This window comes from Microcystis sp. T1-4 (genome assembly GCF_000297435.1).
In the GTDB taxonomy this organism is placed as follows: Bacteria; Cyanobacteriota; Cyanobacteriia; order Cyanobacteriales; family Microcystaceae; genus Microcystis.
The window spans coordinates 1-16,997 of record NZ_CAIP01000301.1; the positions used below are offsets into that span (position 1 = coordinate 1).

Below are 16,997 nucleotides of genomic sequence, written 5' to 3' on the forward strand. Positions count from 1 at the left end.
GTTATCAGTTATCAGATTTGAGTTTTAAGTGTGCAGTAAGTACCTAAGCAAAATTAATTACACACATCTAACCACCTCTTGCCTCTTGCCTTTTGCCTTTTGCCTTTCTTCACTAGGAAATTTATTTTGCACGACTACTTATTAACAAGTAATTTAGATAATATCTCTTGCATAGTTGATTTTTGAGGGTTCAAAAACGTCAAAAATAAGGATTAAATTGCATAAAATATGTAAATAGACCACTTAATTGATTTTTATTCATTCTTAATTCTCCTGACGACCGACTACTGGCTACTGACTTCTAACCCTAACAACAATTTTTGATTTTTACAAGAAGTCTGATGATTTGGTATTCTCAAAAGGTTTACTGGCTATGGTATGATTAAGGGGGGTTTGTTAAACTATGATATTTTTCATGATCATCTGTTTTTATATGATATCATGTTGAGCAAAATTAACTCTCTAGATTTGGGTTTAAATTATGATAACTACACTTATCGAACGAGAAGCAGAACCAATTTTAATTAGTGACTTAACCTGGAGAGAATTTAAAGCTGTTGAACAGCTAATCGATCGCCCAGGGTTAAAGTTATCTTTTTTAGATGGAGTTTTGGAGATTAGAAAAATGCCAGGGAAAAAACACGAAACTATCAAAAAACGTATTGCTTCCTTAGTAGAAATTTATTTAGAATTTTTGGGATTAGATTTTACTCCTACTGGTTCTGTCACCTTAGAAAATGAATTTGAAAAGGTTAAAAGAGAAGGTGATGAATCTTATGAATTGGTAGCAAATAGAAAACATCCTGATTTAGTGATTGAGGTGGTTGTTAGTAGTGGAGGAATTAATAAACTAGAAGCATACAAACGGTTACAAATTCCTGAAGTTTGGTTTTGGATGAATGATGAGTTATTGTTTTATAGTTTAGGAAATGATGGTTATGAAGCTGTTAGTAAATCGCAACTTTTACCGAGTTTAGATGTAGGTTTATTGATGCGTTGTATTGGTATAGAAAATCATGCTCAAGCGCTGGGAGAATTTAGAGCAGGGATTAAACCGAATTGCTTGGGTTAATATTGATAGAAAACGATTAAGAAATTATTGCTTCAGTTGCTGTGGATTCGTTGAAGCAGCAAATTATCAATCAGATTTTGGTTGAGAGAATTTCAGTATATTAAGGGGAAGAGAAATGTGAGTGACGAGCTTGTAAAATGGATAAAAGAAAGTTAGTGACTTTCTGAAAACATTCACGATCCCTTTGTAACATTAGGTATCCCTTGTGGATATATATTGACATGGGAATGTTGTATTGATTTAAAAAGCCTTTGCCAGTTGATTAAAATTTCATTAGCGTTTCCGTCCTGATTTTTTTGTAACCCAAGTATCACTTCAACAGTTCCTTGATAATTAGCTTGAGATATACTCTGGTGGTTAAGTTTACTTAAAATATTTTTTAAAGTAGCCCAAACTGAACTTACTCTAATAATTTCTATTAATGTATCTCCTTTATGAATTACTATTACAAGTTCATAGTTATCCTTTCGATTTTCTGAGCATAAAGATTCCCACTGGCTTGTTTTTAAGCGAATGATAGGATTGTTATAACTTATAGTTTTGACTTCACTGTAAATATTTTTACCTTTTGAATCTTTACACAAAAAATCATATCCTAAAGCTAAATAATCACTTTGTTTTTCAGCAAAATAACCTAGTAATTTATACATTCTTTTTGCTTTTCTCTCACCCCATTCTCCCCAATACTCTTTATTCTCACCTGTACCACCAGGAGAATAAACAAATCTAGAGTTATTAGATATATTTTTTTGATTTAGTGGTTCTTGGATATTTTCTGGAGGGGGCGTAAATTTTTCTTCTTCAGTAATATCCCCAATATCATAACCATTTTCTAGTAAGTATTCTTTGATGTCTTCAATCTCATCATCTAGTAACTGTAACATTAATTGCTCTGTAATTTTCACTTTATCTAACTTCAAAGCATCAAGTAAATGTTTACCCAAATTAACATTTTTAATACTATTCCACTTCCTTACATAATAAATAGAATTATTATCTTTATCATAGTAATTATGTAAAGACTCTTTATAGTCTATTAAACTACACATCATGAGAATTTTATGAGGATTATAAAATCGAATGTTATCTACTTTCTCTTTAATTTGCTCCTCTATTAAAATATTACGTTTTCCAGTAAGTAATATACCTATGAATATAGACCTTGCTTTAATTAAACCAGGTAGATAGTTATCAATTTCACTTTTATCCAAATTAATATCCATATCCTCAATAGTGATTTTTTTAACTCTTAAAATATCAAGTATTGTTTCAAATTGAGAACAATTTACACCAGAATCAGCAAATTTTACTAAACTAGAGTTGCGCTTAGGAGGTAATTTCAATGATGTACTAAAATAGAATAAATCATTAATAAAACGAAATTTACCATCATAAGTTAGTAATTTTCCACTATTTATCCAAGTTTTAATTTTTTCTTTATCTTCTTCATTTATTCCTTGTATAATACATCTTAAAAAATGTTCAAAGACTTGATTTAGTCGTCTATCATGTTTGTTGGTATGCTCAGTATATTTTTCAGCAATATCATCTAAGATAGTTAAACAACTTTCTACATTAAGCTCTCGCTTCACACCAATAAAATCTTCTACTTCTTCTTTCAAGCTACATATACATACATTGTAGCAATCTCCTACGAGTTCTCTGATTCGATTAGAGTATATACCCTCAGATGACTTATGGCATTTTTCATCAAAGCAAGGAATTGAGTAGTTATGTTTTACTGAAACTTGAAAATAGGAAATTACTTCTACTGGAATATTATTTCTCCATACTTTTGATTGCTGTCCTAAATTTAATCTATCCCAATTATCATTTATATACCTCCATATTTTCTGAGAAAATCTAAAATTATTAAAGTACAGATAATGGGGGTAATAAATAAAATTTTGAAAAAAGTGTTTTTGCTCATTAGAATCAAGTCCAATAACTCCTAAGTATTCTTTTTCAAATTGCGTTGAAAATTGAATTTCTCGCTTATCATTATATATCCAAAATCTGACTTTCTCTTCTACTCCTATATTTATAAAAAATTCCTTCCATTGCTCTTTATTAGATGATTCATGTTCGGAATATTTAGAACTAACAAATTGATAAAAATCAGTATCTTCATAGAAAGTTTCTAAATTTTGCTGGGGATTATAGTAATTTGATAAGTAACACTTTTTAGCTAGTGCTAAATTATTGTTTCTGACCAAAAGTTTTAATCCACATAATTTCTGAAAGTCTTCTTGAGTTAAATAGGTACGATATGTAAATATTTTTCTGCATATATCAACAGCATTTTCAGATGTTATAATCTCTGGGTTATTGAGGACTTGATAAATTTTCTCTCTAATTAAATCAACACCCTTTAAGTCAGATACTCCTAAGACACCAGTAAAAAACCTTTTCCATTCAATAATAGAATCTCCTTCTTGATAATATTTATTACTGATTAAATTAGGTAATGATACCTCTAATAGTGATATATCTTCCAACTCTTCATTTGTATAAAACTCAGATAAGTTACATTGACTTGCTACTTCTAATCCATTGTTAGTTAATAAAGGTAATTTATGAAGTGATTCAATATCCTCATTACTCAATGATAATGTTTTCCAAACATTAAAAATATATCTGGTAATATTAATGGTATTGGAATCATTAATTGCATTATTGGTAATCATAGGAATTATTGTGTTAGATATAATATCTAATCCATTAGGATCTTTAACACCTATAAATAAGAAAAAATCTTTCCAATTACTAACTGTAGCTGGAGTTTCACAATAATTATGAATAACAAACTTAAAATTTTCAATACCAATTAAATTTGCTACTTCCTCTGTTGGATATTGAGGTTTATAAAAATCGGATAAATAAAAATTACAAGCACAATCAAGATAATATTTATTATCCTTTGGATTACGATAAATTAATTGTAATTCATTTAATTTTTGACATTGTTCAGAATTCAGTTGAGAATAATATTTAAAAATAAATCTGACATAATTTATACAGTTATCTAAGGATAATTCTACATCTGGTTTGTATTTAGCTTGATTTATTCTTTCTTTCAATATTTCGTAACCATTAAAAATCTTAATTCTTAAATTATTTTTTGCCCATGCAAAGAGTTCTTGGTCTTGTCTAAGTTTTTCGTCTATATCAGGATGTATAAAATAAAAAATATCGAAATTTAATATTTCTTTTATTTCTTTCTCTGATTCAATAATTTGGAAATATAATAGATCAGGACTAGCCAAATTACTATTTTCATCCAAAATAAATTTTATAGAAAGTAATTCTCTATTAGATAAGTTTTTTGTTTTTAAATGAGCTAATACTTGAAAAATAAGCTGCGGGTTGCTTTTAACAATATTTTGGTAATGTATGGACTTCAAAAAACTACCAAGGGATTTTACATCAAAAATTTTAACACCAAAATTCTTTAGTTTTGTTTTATTGAGTAATGAATTACTTATAAAGTATCGTTTAGAATCAAAAGATGTTCTTACAGTTTCAACTGGTATTATTTTAGTAATTTCTGTCTCATCTAAAATAGAATTATTTACAGTTAATAATTTATTATCTTGTTCTGAAGGAATAAAAGCAATTAATTCTAGAGCTTGATCAAATTCTTGATTAAATGAGATAAAAGTTTCACTTTTAGCTAAGTTCAAAGAAAATTTAGATGGTAAAATATTAGTAACTTGGTTTCTATATTCTGTCTTTTTAGCAACTTCAGCTATCCATGTTAACGAGTAATAAGCTATATTAGCAAAAAGAAATATATTCCAAGGATTATCATGATGAATTTCTTGTCGGTTAGCTGTAGTTAGAAAATCAGCATTAACTAAAAAAGGTAATTTATATTCTTTTACATTGGTTGGTAAATATGTAAATAAAACAGAATCTTCTTCATTGACAGCAACCAGTTTATTATCTATAAGTTGAGCAGCAAAGGTAATTTTCGAGCGTTCAATTAATTTTAGTTTATCAGGTATTTTTTTATCGCTTTCCATTTTGTCTTTAACTTGTTTAGGCACATTAAAATCAAAATCCTGTACTAACCAATAAGTAATTTGGTTATTTCTACATATTTTGTATTTTCCTCCTTGCTTTTCTTTGGTGATGGAGACATCAACTATGTTGATATTATTTAAGCCTATAACATTTATATTTTGAACATGACGTAAAAATAAAATTAATCTAGGATCTTGAAATAATTTTTCTAACTTTGTTTTATATTCTTTAATTTTAGCTTGTCCCACATAAATAGCAGTTGCAACAGGAAAAGTAAAAAATTGTTGATACTGCTGAATTTCTACAGGATATTCTTTTTTATCTATCCAAATAGGTTTGATTTGCCAAGGAGTTTTCTCAAGGTTTTTATGTCTTTTGTCATTTCTATCAAATTTGAATGAAAAATTACCAGAATTAATATATACACATTCTGAATCCGCAAATACAGATTTAAACCCTATACCTTTATAACCTGTTTGCTCAGAATTATTGACTTTTGTACTTTTGGATATACTCGATATAGCGTCTACATTAGTGCTATCAAAAGGCTTACCATTATGCAAAATCAAAAAATGTTCGCGGAGAATGACAAATAGTACGTTTACTTGACCAGTTTCATTAGGTATATCATCAGCATTTTGCAAGAGTTCAAAGATAAATCGTTCTGTTTCTGTATACAAATCACCTGTAAGTCTTGTTAAAGCATTAGCAAGGTTTTCAGCATCTCTTTCAGACTGACCTGTTTCATTGAATATTTTCTCAATTAGTTGTTTAGGATTTTGCATAATTCTTTATTCGCAGGGAAATTTGGTCATTATTGTTACCTAATAAATCCAGTTCTAAGCAATTACCGAGTATATCGGTTACTCATTGATGATTTTATTGGGTAATATTGCCGTATCTATTTAGCATATCACTTTTTTATCAACTAACAACAATCAAAAATCTGACAGGGGGACAAGAAGGCTGAAATCCATATATCATAAGCTTTTCATGGTTTTAGATCGAAAAAGTCCGCCGCACCATCTCTCACTTATTAATAATAATTCCTAGTAAGCTCGCTCCTATTCCTAATTCTTTCGTTAGCTTTTTGCCTAGAATCGCTAGATCTATTTCTAGAATTTCTGGACTATTTTGTAATAATTCCTTGGTTCTTCGGTTTGTGTTATGCAATGGACTGGGATTATAAAGGATGGAACTCTTATGTAGAAAGGCATTTGGCGATTTTTGTCAATTGTTTTTTATCTAGAGCGAACTCATCAATTAAGTCTCTTGCCAGAGAAGGATTTAGTCGATTTATGCCCCCCTATCGAATCATACCAAGTAACGAAGAGCCATAATCCTTCATCTCTCAATCGTTTAATAATTTCCTCTGCGGATTCTCCTAGGTCAACAATTTTCGATAATACCTCTACCCAATTAATAATACTGATATAACACCCATTAATCAAGGCATTTTCTACAATTTCTGCTCCTGGTTCATCTCTAAGATAAGCTAAAAAGGCAGCAGCATCTAACACAGATTTATTCACTTAAATACTCCTGTCTGCGTTCTTGAATAAGTTCATCTACTAAATTTCTATCAGGTGATTTATCTTTTAATAAACCTCTTAATTTTTTAACTTGGTTTTTGAGACTAACTAATTGTAATATACCATTATCTTCCAGAGTTAAAATTAATCTATATCCAGATTCTAAATTAAGAATTTGTTGGATTTCTTGCGGTAAAGTTAAACGTCCTTCTGGTTCAATATCAAGTATGTATTGTTGAGAAAGTGATGAATTAGCAACTGTCATAACTTTATATTTCCTCGTTTTCTACCTATTTCTAGTTTAGCAAAATTCTCAAAGTTAATCCTGTAGGGTGGGTTAATGAAATGTAACGCAAACAGTAAGTTTTTAAAAGACTCACGCCCGAATCACAGTAATTCTATATTGATTTTCCGTCACCACAACTTCAGTTGATAACCTTTCTTCCATTGGTAAGGCATTTTTCCGCCTATCAAAGATAAATAACCAACCAAAATCTAACCCCAAACGCCCTAAATAAGATTCTAATTGTTCAATTCCATCAGCTTGGGGATCGCGTTTTTTATCCCGCCACACCTTCAATTCAATCCCTAAAATTACCTCTTTATACTGCAAACATAAATCCATTCTATCACTACCAATGGCATATTCCCTTTCTAAAACTCCCCCACCATTAACCACACGATGTAAAAAAGCCATTAATACTATATGTGGCGCGATTTCATGGTAAGCAGCACTACTTAGGGTTTGCTGAAAAAGTACGGGCGAAGCATTCGGGCAATAACCTATCGGTGAAACCGTAGATTTTTTATCCGAATGCTTCGCCCCTACAGGACGCGGGCCGATGAAGACGCAAGGTTTGGAAGCACGATTCTCTCAAAATCTTGCACCTGTTTCGCGAGAAAAGCCACAAAACCCTTACCTTGCCTACATTTCACCTTTATTCAGCAAGCCCTACTTAATAATGGTTCGACCTGTTGTCGCCAAAACTTGAGAAATGCTGTTAATAAAGCATCTATATTTAATTCACCTGTTGTAGTCAACCAACTAGGAATAATTAAAGGTAAACTGTCCTGAGTTCCTTGTACTAAAACGCGGGGAATAACTTCACGATATATGGGGTTAGAAATAACTAATCCCCCCATCGGATCACGTTGTAATAATCCTAAATCTATTAAATATTGGCGATCATCTGCTAGAGTATCGGGTAAGGTTTTCCCTGCTAAAATCGGTTCAATAATGTTTTTAACTCGTTTTTCTCTGAGTTTTTCTGCTAAACTATCTAAATGAGTATCCTGACGAGCTATTAATATCTCCTTAGCTGTTAAGATAAGTAGTCGTGCAAAATTAATTTCCTAGTGAAGATAGGCAAGAGGCAAGGGGCAAGAGGCAAGAGGTGGTTAGATATGTGTAATTAATTTTGCTTAGGTACTTATGTTCTTTAGTAATAGTAATACTTCTATCTTTTACCATTTTTTCTACAATTTTTTTAGCTAAAGCATTGACTAGCCAAGGTTGTCCTTGGGTTAAATCATAAGCTGTTTCTATTGCTTCTGATGTGAAAATTTGTCCAGTTGCTGCTGTATGTTGTTGATATAATTCTCCCACTTCTTCGAGATTAAAATTTCTCATAGTCAGAGAAGCAACTTTGATATTAAAAGGACTGGATGTATTTAATCTATCACTACCTCCCGATGCTACTTTATAATCTCTCACATCTCGTAAACCAATTAATCCTACTGACGAGGGAAAATTTTCTGGACGTTTAGGAAAACCATCTCTTAACTGTCGTAAAATAGAAATTAATGTTTGGTCTTGTAAAGAGTCAATTTCATCTATAAATAATACTATGGGACGATTGATAGCTTTTGCCCAACCTCTTAAAAAAGCCTTAATTCTGCTTCCTGGTTCTTCCTGTTGCCATTGTTTAGCAGGAGGTTGTAATTCGGTCGGTAAACTATCCTCAATTGTATTATACCATGCCCCTAAAATTGCTAATTCTGCGGCAGTAGGATCATAATTAAATGCACTTCCTACTTCCACTGATACCATGACTGCGGCATAATTTCCGGTATCGGTAAGTTGTTTTGCTAGGGATAACATAGCGGTGGTTTTCCCCGTTTGTCGTGGTGCGTGAAGGACAAAATAACTACGTTGTTGAATTAGCTCCTCTAAATCTGGTAATCTGACTGTGGGAGAGAGCATATAGTGGATATCGTCTGAACAGGGACCTGCAATATTAAACCAGCGAGTCATAGAATTTTGGTAATAGATGAACTCTTTAAGTTTAGACATTTTTTATGCTCCCGATACATTATTAAAACCACTAAATTTGCTAATGAGAGTTGGTTAATTCGGCAATTAATTGTTCAGGAGTGATAATTCGTGGTGTGACAATGGGGAAATCTTGAGGATTACGGGTAATAATTGCATCCAATTTATTAACTACCGAGGTAGAGTATTGAATAGAATCTTCAAAATCCTGAAAATTGGTTGTGAAAGCCATTATAATTGCAGCCTGATTTACTGTAGCAATTTGACAAAAAGTAATTAACTGCTTTAAATAAGTAAGCGTCCAATCTCGACCTCTTGCCTTACGGATAATATAATACAAATCACTAAAAGTTGAGGCGGAAATATAACCTGCAATTGTGCCTTTTTCAATTAGTGATAAAACTTGTTCACTTGCATTCCAAAAAGGTTCTCTTTCTAAGGCATTATCAATAATGATATTAGTATCTATCAGGATTTTCACAGGTTATATTTCTCCTTTAAATATTCATATTTAGCTTGATCTGGATCAAAGTCTGCCGGAATGGCAGGGGCATTTTCAAATAAACCCTGAAATGCTTTGATCCTAGATTTTCTTTTTGGTGTTTCTGGTGCTGGTTCAGTGGTTGGGGTTGTGGTATGATCAAGGGTATCTGTGGCTGCCCAAACTACAATTTCCACATTTCCGGGGGGTAAATTCAATGGTTCGGTAATCAGCAAGTTACCAGATTGATCAATTTTTCCTTTGAGTTTGTATGCTTGCATGATGTTTTTTATGATACTCTGTTTTTATATCATATCATAGTCAACAAAATTCACGCTCTAAATTTGGGTTTAAATTATGATAACTACACTCATTGAACGAGAAGCAGAACCAATTTTAATTAGTGACTTAACCTGGAGAGAATTTAAAGCTGTTGAACAGCTAATTGATCGCCCAGGGTTAAGGTTATCTTTTTTAGATGGAGTTTTGGAGATTAGAAAAATGCCAGGGAAAAAACACGAAACTATCAAAGAACGTATTGGTGCTTTACTAGAAATTTATTTAGAATTTTTGGGATTAGATTTTACTCCTACTGGTTCTGTCACCTTAGAAAATGAATTTGAAAAGGTTAAAAGAGAAGGTGATAAATCCTATGAGTTGGGAGCCAATAGAAAACATCCTGATTTAGTGATTGAGGTGGTTGTTAGTAGTGGAGGAATTAATAAACTGGAAGCATACAAACGGTTACAAATTCCTGAAGTTTGGTTTTGGATGAATGATGAGTTATTGTTTTATAGTTTAGGAAATGAGGGATATGAGGCTGTTAGTAAATCGCAACTTTTACCGAGTTTAGATGTAGGTTTATTGATGCGTTGTATTGGTATAGAAAATCATGCTCAAGCACTGCGAGAATTTAGAGCAGGGATAAAAATTATTGAATCAACATAACAATAGAAAATGGTGATTTTTTCTGCCTATATAAAGATTATGGGTTAACTTAACAGTTGCAGAATGCCGAGAATTAAATTCTCAATATTCCATCACAAGGGAACAAGTTTTTAACCGTTTCATCGCCTCCGTATTATTAGAAGAAAGACGAGCAGGTAATATTCCTGCTTGGGAAGGAATTAGGATTGTAAGAGAAAGAATTTAATAGCGATATGAATCCTTTGAAAGACAGTATTTTTGGGAAAATGCTCTCATTTCATCAACTCAATAACCAATCTAGATGATCCTGTAAACATTGTTTGAGGTCGTAGCGTTGCTTGATAGTTTCCCTGGCATTTAAACGCAGATTTTGCCAACCCTGGGGATAATCTAACACTTCATCGACGCGATCGGCTATTTGTTGGGGAGAAAAGAAATCCACTAATAAACCATTTTCCCCATCAGTAATTAATTCTCGCACGGGGGGAGTATCGGAACCAATCACCACGCAACCCATGGCCATAGCCTCTAACATTGACCAAGACAGCACAAAAGGACGGGTAAGATAGATATGGGCCGCTGATGCCTGTAAAACCTGTTTATATTGACCGTAGGGCAGAGAACCGGTAAAATGCACCCGGGATAAATCCAAAGAAAGGCTTTCTAACATCAATTGTTTATAGGTTTTGCCGTCCGGTAGAGTTTTCCCATAAGCGACTCGATCCTCCCCGACAATCACCACATGACAGTTAGGCCGACGGGCTAAAATTAGGGAAACAGCCGTCATAAATTGGGGAAAACCGCGATAGGGTTCCATTCCCCGGGTTGCATAGGTGACAATCTCCTTAACACCGGATAAATCTAAACCTATCTCTGGAATCACTAACTGCACATCGGGACGGGGACAGAAATAGTCCGTATCGATGCCATCGTGTAAAACCGTCAGTTTCGAGTGAAATTCGCAGGGAAATTGCTGTTTTTGCCAGATAGTCGGCGCTAAACCTCGATCGCAACTGACCAGATCGATCAGGATTGGCGCATTTTTAATTCTAATCCGGGCCTCGGCATCAGCATTAAGGGGATCCGCCGGATCAAAATCAGCATCGGAACCATGGGCATGATAAAACCATTCAAAATAGGCTAAAAACTTAGTTTTCGGGAAAATATCCTTGATAAATAGGCCCGGCCCCCAGCCGGAATGTGCATAGACAATATCGGGATAAAAACCTTGATTTTTCAGTTGTTGGCAAACACCATAAACCGCTTGACCTTGTAAAACCGCACTTTCGAGGGGACGGACATAATGATGGGTTTGGGGAGAAACAGCGCGACTTTCCTTGTAAATAAATTTTTTTACCCCCGCTATCTCTCCCTCTTGCCTGGTAGTGCCGAAAATCACTTGATTTCCGGGGTCTTGAGCCAAAACCGTGCTTAAATGGCGAAATTGGGCGGGAAAATTGGCATGAAGGAATAAAAATTTCATCGCGGGTAAAGGTTTAGAAAAAGCGATCGCTAATCGTACATTGTCCCTGAAAACGGAGCAGATGATCGCATAATACCAAAGCCATCATCGCTTCCACCATGGGGACGGCCCGGGGTAAAACGCAAGGATCGTGTCTTCCTTTGGCTGCCAGGGTGGTTTCTTCCCCGCTGCGCGTCACGGTTTTTTGTTCTTTACCGATAGTCGCGGTGGGTTTAAAAGCGGTGCGGATAATAATATTTTCACCGTTACTGATTCCCCCTTGGATACCCCCCGAACGATTGCTAGTGGTGCGAATTTCCCCGTTATCATCGATAAAATACTCGTCATTGTGTTCGCTGCCGGTTAAGAAGGTTCCCGCGAATCCCGATCCGATTTCAAATCCCTTACTCGCGGGTAAGGACATCATCCCTTTAGCTAAATCGGCTTCTAGCTTATCAAAAACGGGTTCTCCTAGACCTTTCGGCACATTTCTGGCTACACATTCCACCACACCGCCGATCGAGTCCTTATTCAGGCGAATTTGGTCGATCAGGGCGATCATTTGGGCGGCCGTTTCCCCGTTGGGACAACGCACTATATTACTTTCCACCTCGTCGAGGGTGACGGTGTTGGGGTCGATGATTGCCTCAATATCTTTAATTCGCTTCACATAGCCGATAATCTCGACATTATAGACAGATTTAAGGATTTTTTTAGCGATCGCTGCTGCGGCCACCCGGCCGATGGTTTCCCGGGCCGAGGATCTGCCTCCTCCTTTCCAGTTGCGAATGCCGTATTTTGCCTCGTAGGTAGCATCCGCGTGGGAAGGTCGGAATTTCTCGGCCATTTCGTTGTAATCTTGCGAGCGAGCATCCTGATTCCGCACTAAAATAGCGATCGGTGTACCGAGGGTTTTGCCTTCAAAAACGCCCGAAATTATCTCACAAATGTCATTTTCCCGACGCGGGGTCACGATTCTGCTTTGTCCCGGTTTGCGACGGTCTAAATCGATTTGAATCTCCTCTTCGGAAATTTCTAAGCGCGGAGGACAACCATCGATAACCACTCCTACCCCACCCCCGTGAGATTCTCCAAAAGTGGAAACCCGAAATAGTCGTCCGAAAGTGTTACCCATAATCTCAATATCTACTAAGCCTCAAGCTTTTATTGTACCTGAGCGGTTATCAGTTATCAGTGATCAGTTATCAGTTATCAGTGATCAGATGTGAGTTTTTAGTGGACAGTCTTAAGTAGAAAATTGCCGTTTTTTTGTCACTGATGCCATTTTTCAAAAGTAATCGCAGAGATGGTTAATTTCCCTTACCCCCACAACCAAAGGGAGAGGGGAGTAAAATGCCGGCTCTCTTATTCTTTGTGTGATAAGTTTAACTTATATAAGACCGATCAATCTTTGTGTCCTTTGTGTCTTTGTGGTTCGTTCCATTTGCTCGCCAGCAGGAATGTATTTTAGAATACATTTTACCCACCAAACCCAAGAGAGTAAAATGCCTGCTACGAATAAAGGAAAATACTATGATTACTGTTTACTGATTACTGTTCACTGATAACTGAAGGGTCTCCTGTCTTCAGGTTAAGCTCCCAAAAAAAGGCTATTCTTTACCTTATATAGCCTAGCGAAAATTTGATGACTTCTTTGTTAGTTCACACTTACCCTTCTCTTGTCAAGGGTATTTTAATTAAACGTTACAAACGCTTTTTTGCCGATATACAACTGGACAACGGAGAATTAATTACGGCCCATTGCGCTAATACCGGACCGATGACGGATGTATGCGTAGAGGGTCAACCGGTTTATCTTTCCCGCAGTGATAACCCGAAGCGAAAATTAGCTTACACCTGGGAGATGATTCAACTGGGGGAGACTTGGGTGGGAGTTAATACCAATCTTCCTAATCAGGTGGTGAAAAATGCCCTGTTGCAAGGAGTTTTTCCCGATTTGGTCAAAAATGACACCGAGGTGCGATCGGAAGTGGCCTACGGTCAAAATAATGGCAGTAGAATTGATTTTCTTTTGACCCATGGGGATAATTCCCTCACCTATATTGAGGTCAAAAATACCACTTGGAATCAGGGAGAAACGGCACTTTTTCCCGATACTGTCACCACGCGAGGACAGAAGCATTTACAGGAATTAATGGATTTATTGCCGGCAGCGGAGGCGATTATGCTCTACTTTATTAATCGGGGTGATTGTGACCGATTTGCTCCGGGGGATAGTAAAGATGCTAAATACGGGCAGTTATTGCGTCAAGCAGTGGCTAAAGGAGTCAAAGTTTTACCCTGTCGCTTCCAAGTGACACCCGCGGGAATTAATTATTTAGGTTTAGCAGAATTGCAACTGTGACACCAGTGGTTTAGAGGGGCCAGCTTTTGACAAAATCCCCCAGACCGCAACTGACCTTAAAAAGCTTAGAGACACAGTTACCTGTGCCTCTACTGGGGATTTTGTCGATACATATTTGGGGTAATTTGTCAAGGTTTTTGATAACTAATTCCGTGGCGCATTTTCTCTAATTTCTGTTGCACCTGAGCATCGAGAGAATGGAATAAAAAACGCCCTTTGGGACTTTGAGAAGAACTCTGGGATTTTCTCAGACGACGACCGGTTAAATCCACCTCGATTTCCAGACGTTGAGCGGAAATCCACTGGGCCCCATAACCCATAACGGTCATTTTTTGGGCATTATCAGAGGTAGCGACGATAATCCGTCCGATAGCTGGGGCGCGATTGTACCAAAAATCGGCACAGGTTTTCTCGATATAGGTGTCGGCGGTTTGAGCGTGAGCGGTAAAATAAACCGATAAATGGTTAGTGTAGCGTTCTTGGCTGCCGGGGGTATCTTGAAGGTAGGAATCGAAGACGATTTGGGTTTGATAACCCTGATGGTGGGTGTAACCGATTAGGGTTTCAATTAACTTGTCTCGCGCTGGTTCGAGACCATGGCGATCGCTGATTTTTTTCAGGGACGGCCAAGCGCCGATGACGTTGTAGCCGTCAACCAGCAGAAGGGAACGATCAGAAGAATTAAGCATGGCTTTGAGAGTAATTTGTGTGGCATTAAGGGCAGTTGTAAAAAACAGCATCCTAATGATATTAACAAAAAATTTAGGATTCTCCCGCCGCACTGGCCAATAATCTCGCTTTTAAGTCTAGGGGATTTCCCCGCTCCGTTACCTTGCCCCCCTCTAACAAAAATGCTCCATCGCTGTAATCCAATTCATCAAGGCGGTGCGTCACCCAAAGGGCTGTAATCCCTCGGTTTTTGACCAATTTCTGCACTTGAGAGACTAATTCTAACTGAGTATCCCCATCCAAAAGGGCGGTGGGTTCATCAAAGAGCAAAACCTCGCAATGACGAGCTAAGGCCCCCGCAATGGCGATTCTTTGCTTTTGTCCGCCACTGAGAGCATAGATCGGTCGTTTTTCCATTTCTAATAAATTCACCGCCCCTAGGGATTCCCGCACCCGGGCCCGAATTGCCGGCGTGGATAAACCCTCGGATACCAACCCAAAGGCCACATCTGCCCCCACTGTTGGCATAACTAACTGATGGTCGGGATTTTGAAAAACAAAACCGAGGGGGTTAGGTATCTCTATTTCCCCGCGACTAGGTTTTAATAATCCCGCTAAGAGCCGAAGCAGGGTCGATTTACCGCTGCCATTTGTCCCCAACAACATCCAAAATTCCCCTTTGGGAACTTGCAAAGAGCAGCCATTTAATACTGATTTCCCATTCGGCCAGCTAAACCAGAGGTCTTTTACTTTTATAGTCATGAATTATCAGTTATCAGTTATCAGTTATCAGTTAAGCTAAGACTTATTTAGGGCTTGCTGAATAAATGTGAAATGTAGGCAAGATAGGGGTTTTGTGGCTTTTCTTGCTCCCACAGGTACAAGATTTTGAGAGAATCGTGCTTCCAAACCTTGCGTCTTCATCGGCCCGAGTCCTGTAGGGGCGAAGCATTCGGGCAATAACCTATCGATGAAACCGTAGATTTTCTATCCGAATGCTTCGCCCGTACTTTTTGCCGCAAACCCTATTTAAACCGCTTATTCTTAATGATCAGCCGAATCTCCTCCAATCCCTTTACTGTTGCCTCTTGCAAGAGTGCCTCTTGACTCGTCTCAACGAGCAATTTAAATTATGAACAGCTTATCAGTTATCAGTTTTGAGTTTTGAGTTTTCAGTGGAAAGTGTTATCTAGGCGGTTGCCGTTTTCTTGTCACTGATTACTGGTTACTGCTCACTGATAACTGATTAAAGAACTATTCTGTGGCTAAAGCGACAAACCCCGGCGCTCTACCAGTGGAGGCAGCCCCGGATTTTTGTGAAACAATCACCGCACTGATCTGATCGCTCAAAACCGCCACCTTTTTATCGGTTTGTTTTTCGCAGGTTAATTCTAATAATTCGGGATTAGGCGATCGCATAGCGTTAATAATTGTTTGATACAAAGCGTCTGCTCCTGCTTCTTCCTTGCGCTGCACGGAAATGGGGATGGGCGAGAGTTTCAGGGTAATATCGATCGAATACATAGTTTAGCGTTCCCTTCCAAAAAACAAGTCAAAAACCATTGTATAGCAGGGGTTGGGAAGTCAGTGATCAGTGATCATGAGTTTTCAGTTCACTGATTGCTGTTCACTATCACCGATTAACTCTCGGCACTCCCTGTGCAGAGGGGTTGTTATGCCGCAAGAAGGATCACGAGTATCAAGCGATCGATCTTGTTCTGGGTTCGGGAATCACTTCACCTTCTGTCCGCCAGGCTTCCAAGTACATTTCAATCACTTCTTCACCGTTGTGGATAGCCTCTTGACGAGTTTTGCCATGAGTACAAGGCATGACGACAAGATCAGAAAACTCTGGGATCGTTACCAGGAAAAGCTGATCTTCATCAGACCACTGAACAATCATGCTGTATTTATTCATTTTCCTTCAAAGGGATTGGATAGAGTATCTTGGATTAGCAGATTGATTCTTTTCAGGGTTTTCTTGTCCTGAGATTGCCAATAAAGATAATCTTTTCATGCTTTACTACCCCAAGCCAACTTACGCATCGATTAAATCATGTTCTTGTGTTTTACCTGCTTGATATTCTGCGATCGCTTCTTGCAAATGTTGAGCATTAGCCGGAGATTTTAAGAGATAAACTGTTTCCATCAGACTGTCATAATCACTTTTAGACATGATGACAACATCGGG

16 protein-coding genes and 3 pseudogenes are annotated in these 16,997 nt (G+C 36.8%); 4 read left to right on the forward strand and 15 right to left on the reverse strand.

What is annotated here, in order from left to right; all coding sequences use genetic code 11:
* Positions 1-481: 481 nt before the first annotated feature.
* Complete coding sequence (locus MICAI_RS16380) at positions 482-1,072, forward strand: Uma2 family endonuclease (RefSeq protein ID WP_002735674.1); 591 nt, start codon at positions 482-484, stop codon at positions 1,070-1,072.
* A 173-nt stretch (positions 1,073-1,245) separates the two neighbouring features.
* Here the strand turns inward: MICAI_RS16380 and MICAI_RS16385 are convergent, their stop codons facing one another.
* The 7 genes and pseudogenes from MICAI_RS16385 to MICAI_RS16420 all read right to left on the reverse strand — a co-directional run bounded on the left by MICAI_RS16385 (position 1,246) and on the right by MICAI_RS16420 (position 9,664).
* Complete coding sequence (locus MICAI_RS16385; protein ID WP_008204589.1) at positions 1,246-5,883, reverse strand: sacsin N-terminal ATP-binding-like domain-containing protein; 4,638 nt, start codon at positions 5,881-5,883, stop codon at positions 1,246-1,248.
* A gap of 474 nt (positions 5,884-6,357) precedes the next feature.
* Positions 6,358-6,630, reverse strand: coding sequence for a PIN domain-containing protein (locus MICAI_RS16390; RefSeq protein WP_008204591.1), 273 nt, complete (start codon positions 6,628-6,630; stop codon positions 6,358-6,360).
* A complete protein-coding gene (locus MICAI_RS16395; RefSeq protein WP_002737947.1) occupies positions 6,623-6,895 on the reverse strand; it encodes a hypothetical protein in 273 nt (90 codons plus the stop codon). Before MICAI_RS16395 ends, MICAI_RS16390 begins: the two co-directional genes overlap by 8 nt.
* A gap of 111 nt (positions 6,896-7,006) precedes the next feature.
* A pseudogene (locus tag MICAI_RS16400) lies at positions 7,007-7,372 on the reverse strand (hypothetical protein); the annotation flags it as partial.
* Between the two features lie 221 nt (positions 7,373-7,593).
* Positions 7,594-8,884, reverse strand: a pseudogene (locus tag MICAI_RS27945) (AAA-like domain-containing protein); the annotation flags it as partial.
* A gap of 79 nt (positions 8,885-8,963) precedes the next feature.
* Positions 8,964-9,383, reverse strand: a complete 420-nt coding sequence (locus MICAI_RS16415; RefSeq protein WP_002755001.1) for a type II toxin-antitoxin system VapC family toxin — start codon at positions 9,381-9,383, stop codon at positions 8,964-8,966.
* Positions 9,380-9,664 (reverse strand): hypothetical protein, encoded by a 285-nt coding sequence (locus MICAI_RS16420; RefSeq protein ID WP_002755003.1) that lies wholly within the window; start codon positions 9,662-9,664, stop codon positions 9,380-9,382. The genes MICAI_RS16415 and MICAI_RS16420 overlap by 4 nt, the downstream gene beginning before the upstream one ends.
* Before the next feature lie 76 nt (positions 9,665-9,740).
* Between MICAI_RS16420 and MICAI_RS16425 the strand changes: the two genes are divergently transcribed.
* Positions 9,741-10,331 (forward strand): Uma2 family endonuclease, encoded by a 591-nt coding sequence (locus tag MICAI_RS16425; protein ID WP_008204605.1) that lies wholly within the window; start codon positions 9,741-9,743, stop codon positions 10,329-10,331.
* A 259-nt stretch (positions 10,332-10,590) separates the two neighbouring features.
* Here the strand turns inward: MICAI_RS16425 and MICAI_RS16430 are convergent, their stop codons facing one another.
* Entirely contained in the window at positions 10,591-11,793 is a 1,203-nt protein-coding gene (locus MICAI_RS16430; protein WP_008204608.1) for a glycosyltransferase family 4 protein, read from the reverse strand.
* Between the two features lie 13 nt (positions 11,794-11,806).
* On the reverse strand, positions 11,807-12,907 hold the full coding sequence (gene aroC / locus MICAI_RS16435) for a chorismate synthase (RefSeq protein WP_008204611.1): 1,101 nt from the start codon (positions 12,905-12,907) through the stop codon (positions 11,807-11,809).
* A 241-nt stretch (positions 12,908-13,148) separates the two neighbouring features.
* Between aroC and MICAI_RS27250 the strand changes: the two genes are divergently transcribed.
* Both MICAI_RS27250 and sfsA read left to right on the forward strand, forming a co-directional pair.
* Positions 13,149-13,337, forward strand: coding sequence for a hypothetical protein (locus tag MICAI_RS27250; protein ID WP_232306221.1), 189 nt, complete (start codon positions 13,149-13,151; stop codon positions 13,335-13,337).
* An 80-nt stretch (positions 13,338-13,417) separates the two neighbouring features.
* Positions 13,418-14,137 carry a DNA/RNA nuclease SfsA gene (gene sfsA / locus MICAI_RS16440; RefSeq protein ID WP_008204612.1) on the forward strand — a complete coding sequence of 240 codons (720 nt, stop codon included), beginning with the start codon at positions 13,418-13,420 and terminating at the stop codon, positions 14,135-14,137.
* Between the two features lie 128 nt (positions 14,138-14,265).
* On the opposite strand, the gene MICAI_RS16445 is transcribed toward sfsA, so the two are convergent.
* The 6 genes and pseudogenes from MICAI_RS16445 to MICAI_RS16465 all read right to left on the reverse strand — a co-directional run.
* Complete coding sequence (locus MICAI_RS16445) at positions 14,266-14,877, reverse strand: NYN domain-containing protein (RefSeq protein ID WP_008204615.1); 612 nt, start codon at positions 14,875-14,877, stop codon at positions 14,266-14,268.
* Positions 14,878-14,899: 22 nt separating this feature from the next.
* Positions 14,900-15,568 carry an energy-coupling factor ABC transporter ATP-binding protein gene (locus MICAI_RS16450; RefSeq protein ID WP_008204616.1) on the reverse strand — a complete coding sequence of 223 codons (669 nt, stop codon included), beginning with the start codon at positions 15,566-15,568 and terminating at the stop codon, positions 14,900-14,902.
* Positions 15,569-16,060: 492 nt separating this feature from the next.
* Positions 16,061-16,330, reverse strand: coding sequence for a hypothetical protein (locus MICAI_RS16455; RefSeq protein ID WP_008204619.1), 270 nt, complete (start codon positions 16,328-16,330; stop codon positions 16,061-16,063).
* Positions 16,331-16,505: 175 nt separating this feature from the next.
* Positions 16,506-16,724 (reverse strand): type II toxin-antitoxin system HicB family antitoxin, encoded by a 219-nt coding sequence (locus MICAI_RS16460; protein WP_008204621.1) that lies wholly within the window; start codon positions 16,722-16,724, stop codon positions 16,506-16,508.
* Between the two features lie 2 nt (positions 16,725-16,726).
* Positions 16,727-16,852: pseudogene (locus MICAI_RS27950) on the reverse strand (type II toxin-antitoxin system YoeB family toxin); the annotation flags it as partial.
* On the reverse strand, positions 16,845-16,997 hold a 153-nt coding region (locus MICAI_RS16465), incomplete at its 5' end, for a type II toxin-antitoxin system Phd/YefM family antitoxin (protein WP_039900385.1). The pseudogene MICAI_RS27950 and the gene MICAI_RS16465, both read right to left, overlap by 8 nt.

Excerpts from the sequence above, each read along its gene's own strand:
- MICAI_RS16445 (WP_008204615.1), bottom strand. The coding sequence starts at position 14,877 with ATGCTGTTTTTTACAACTGCCCTTAATGCCACACAAATTACTCTCAAA.
- MICAI_RS16455 (WP_008204619.1), bottom strand. The coding sequence starts at position 16,330 with ATGTATTCGATCGATATTACCCTGAAACTCTCGCCCATCCCCATTTCC.
- MICAI_RS16425 (WP_008204605.1), top strand. The coding sequence starts at position 9,741 with ATGATAACTACACTCATTGAACGAGAAGCAGAACCAATTTTAATTAGT.
- MICAI_RS16450 (WP_008204616.1), bottom strand. The coding sequence starts at position 15,568 with ATGACTATAAAAGTAAAAGACCTCTGGTTTAGCTGGCCGAATGGGAAA.
- MICAI_RS16460 (WP_008204621.1), bottom strand. The coding sequence starts at position 16,724 with ATGAATAAATACAGCATGATTGTTCAGTGGTCTGATGAAGATCAGCTT.
- MICAI_RS16380 (WP_002735674.1), top strand. The coding sequence starts at position 482 with ATGATAACTACACTTATCGAACGAGAAGCAGAACCAATTTTAATTAGT.
- sfsA (WP_008204612.1), top strand. The coding sequence starts at position 13,418 with ATGACTTCTTTGTTAGTTCACACTTACCCTTCTCTTGTCAAGGGTATT.
- MICAI_RS16430 (WP_008204608.1), bottom strand. The coding sequence starts at position 11,793 with ATGAAATTTTTATTCCTTCATGCCAATTTTCCCGCCCAATTTCGCCAT.
- MICAI_RS16385 (WP_008204589.1), bottom strand. The coding sequence starts at position 5,883 with ATGCAAAATCCTAAACAACTAATTGAGAAAATATTCAATGAAACAGGT.
- aroC (WP_008204611.1), bottom strand. The coding sequence starts at position 12,907 with ATGGGTAACACTTTCGGACGACTATTTCGGGTTTCCACTTTTGGAGAA.
- MICAI_RS16395 (WP_002737947.1), bottom strand. The coding sequence starts at position 6,895 with ATGACAGTTGCTAATTCATCACTTTCTCAACAATACATACTTGATATT.
- MICAI_RS16420 (WP_002755003.1), bottom strand. The coding sequence starts at position 9,664 with ATGCAAGCATACAAACTCAAAGGAAAAATTGATCAATCTGGTAACTTG.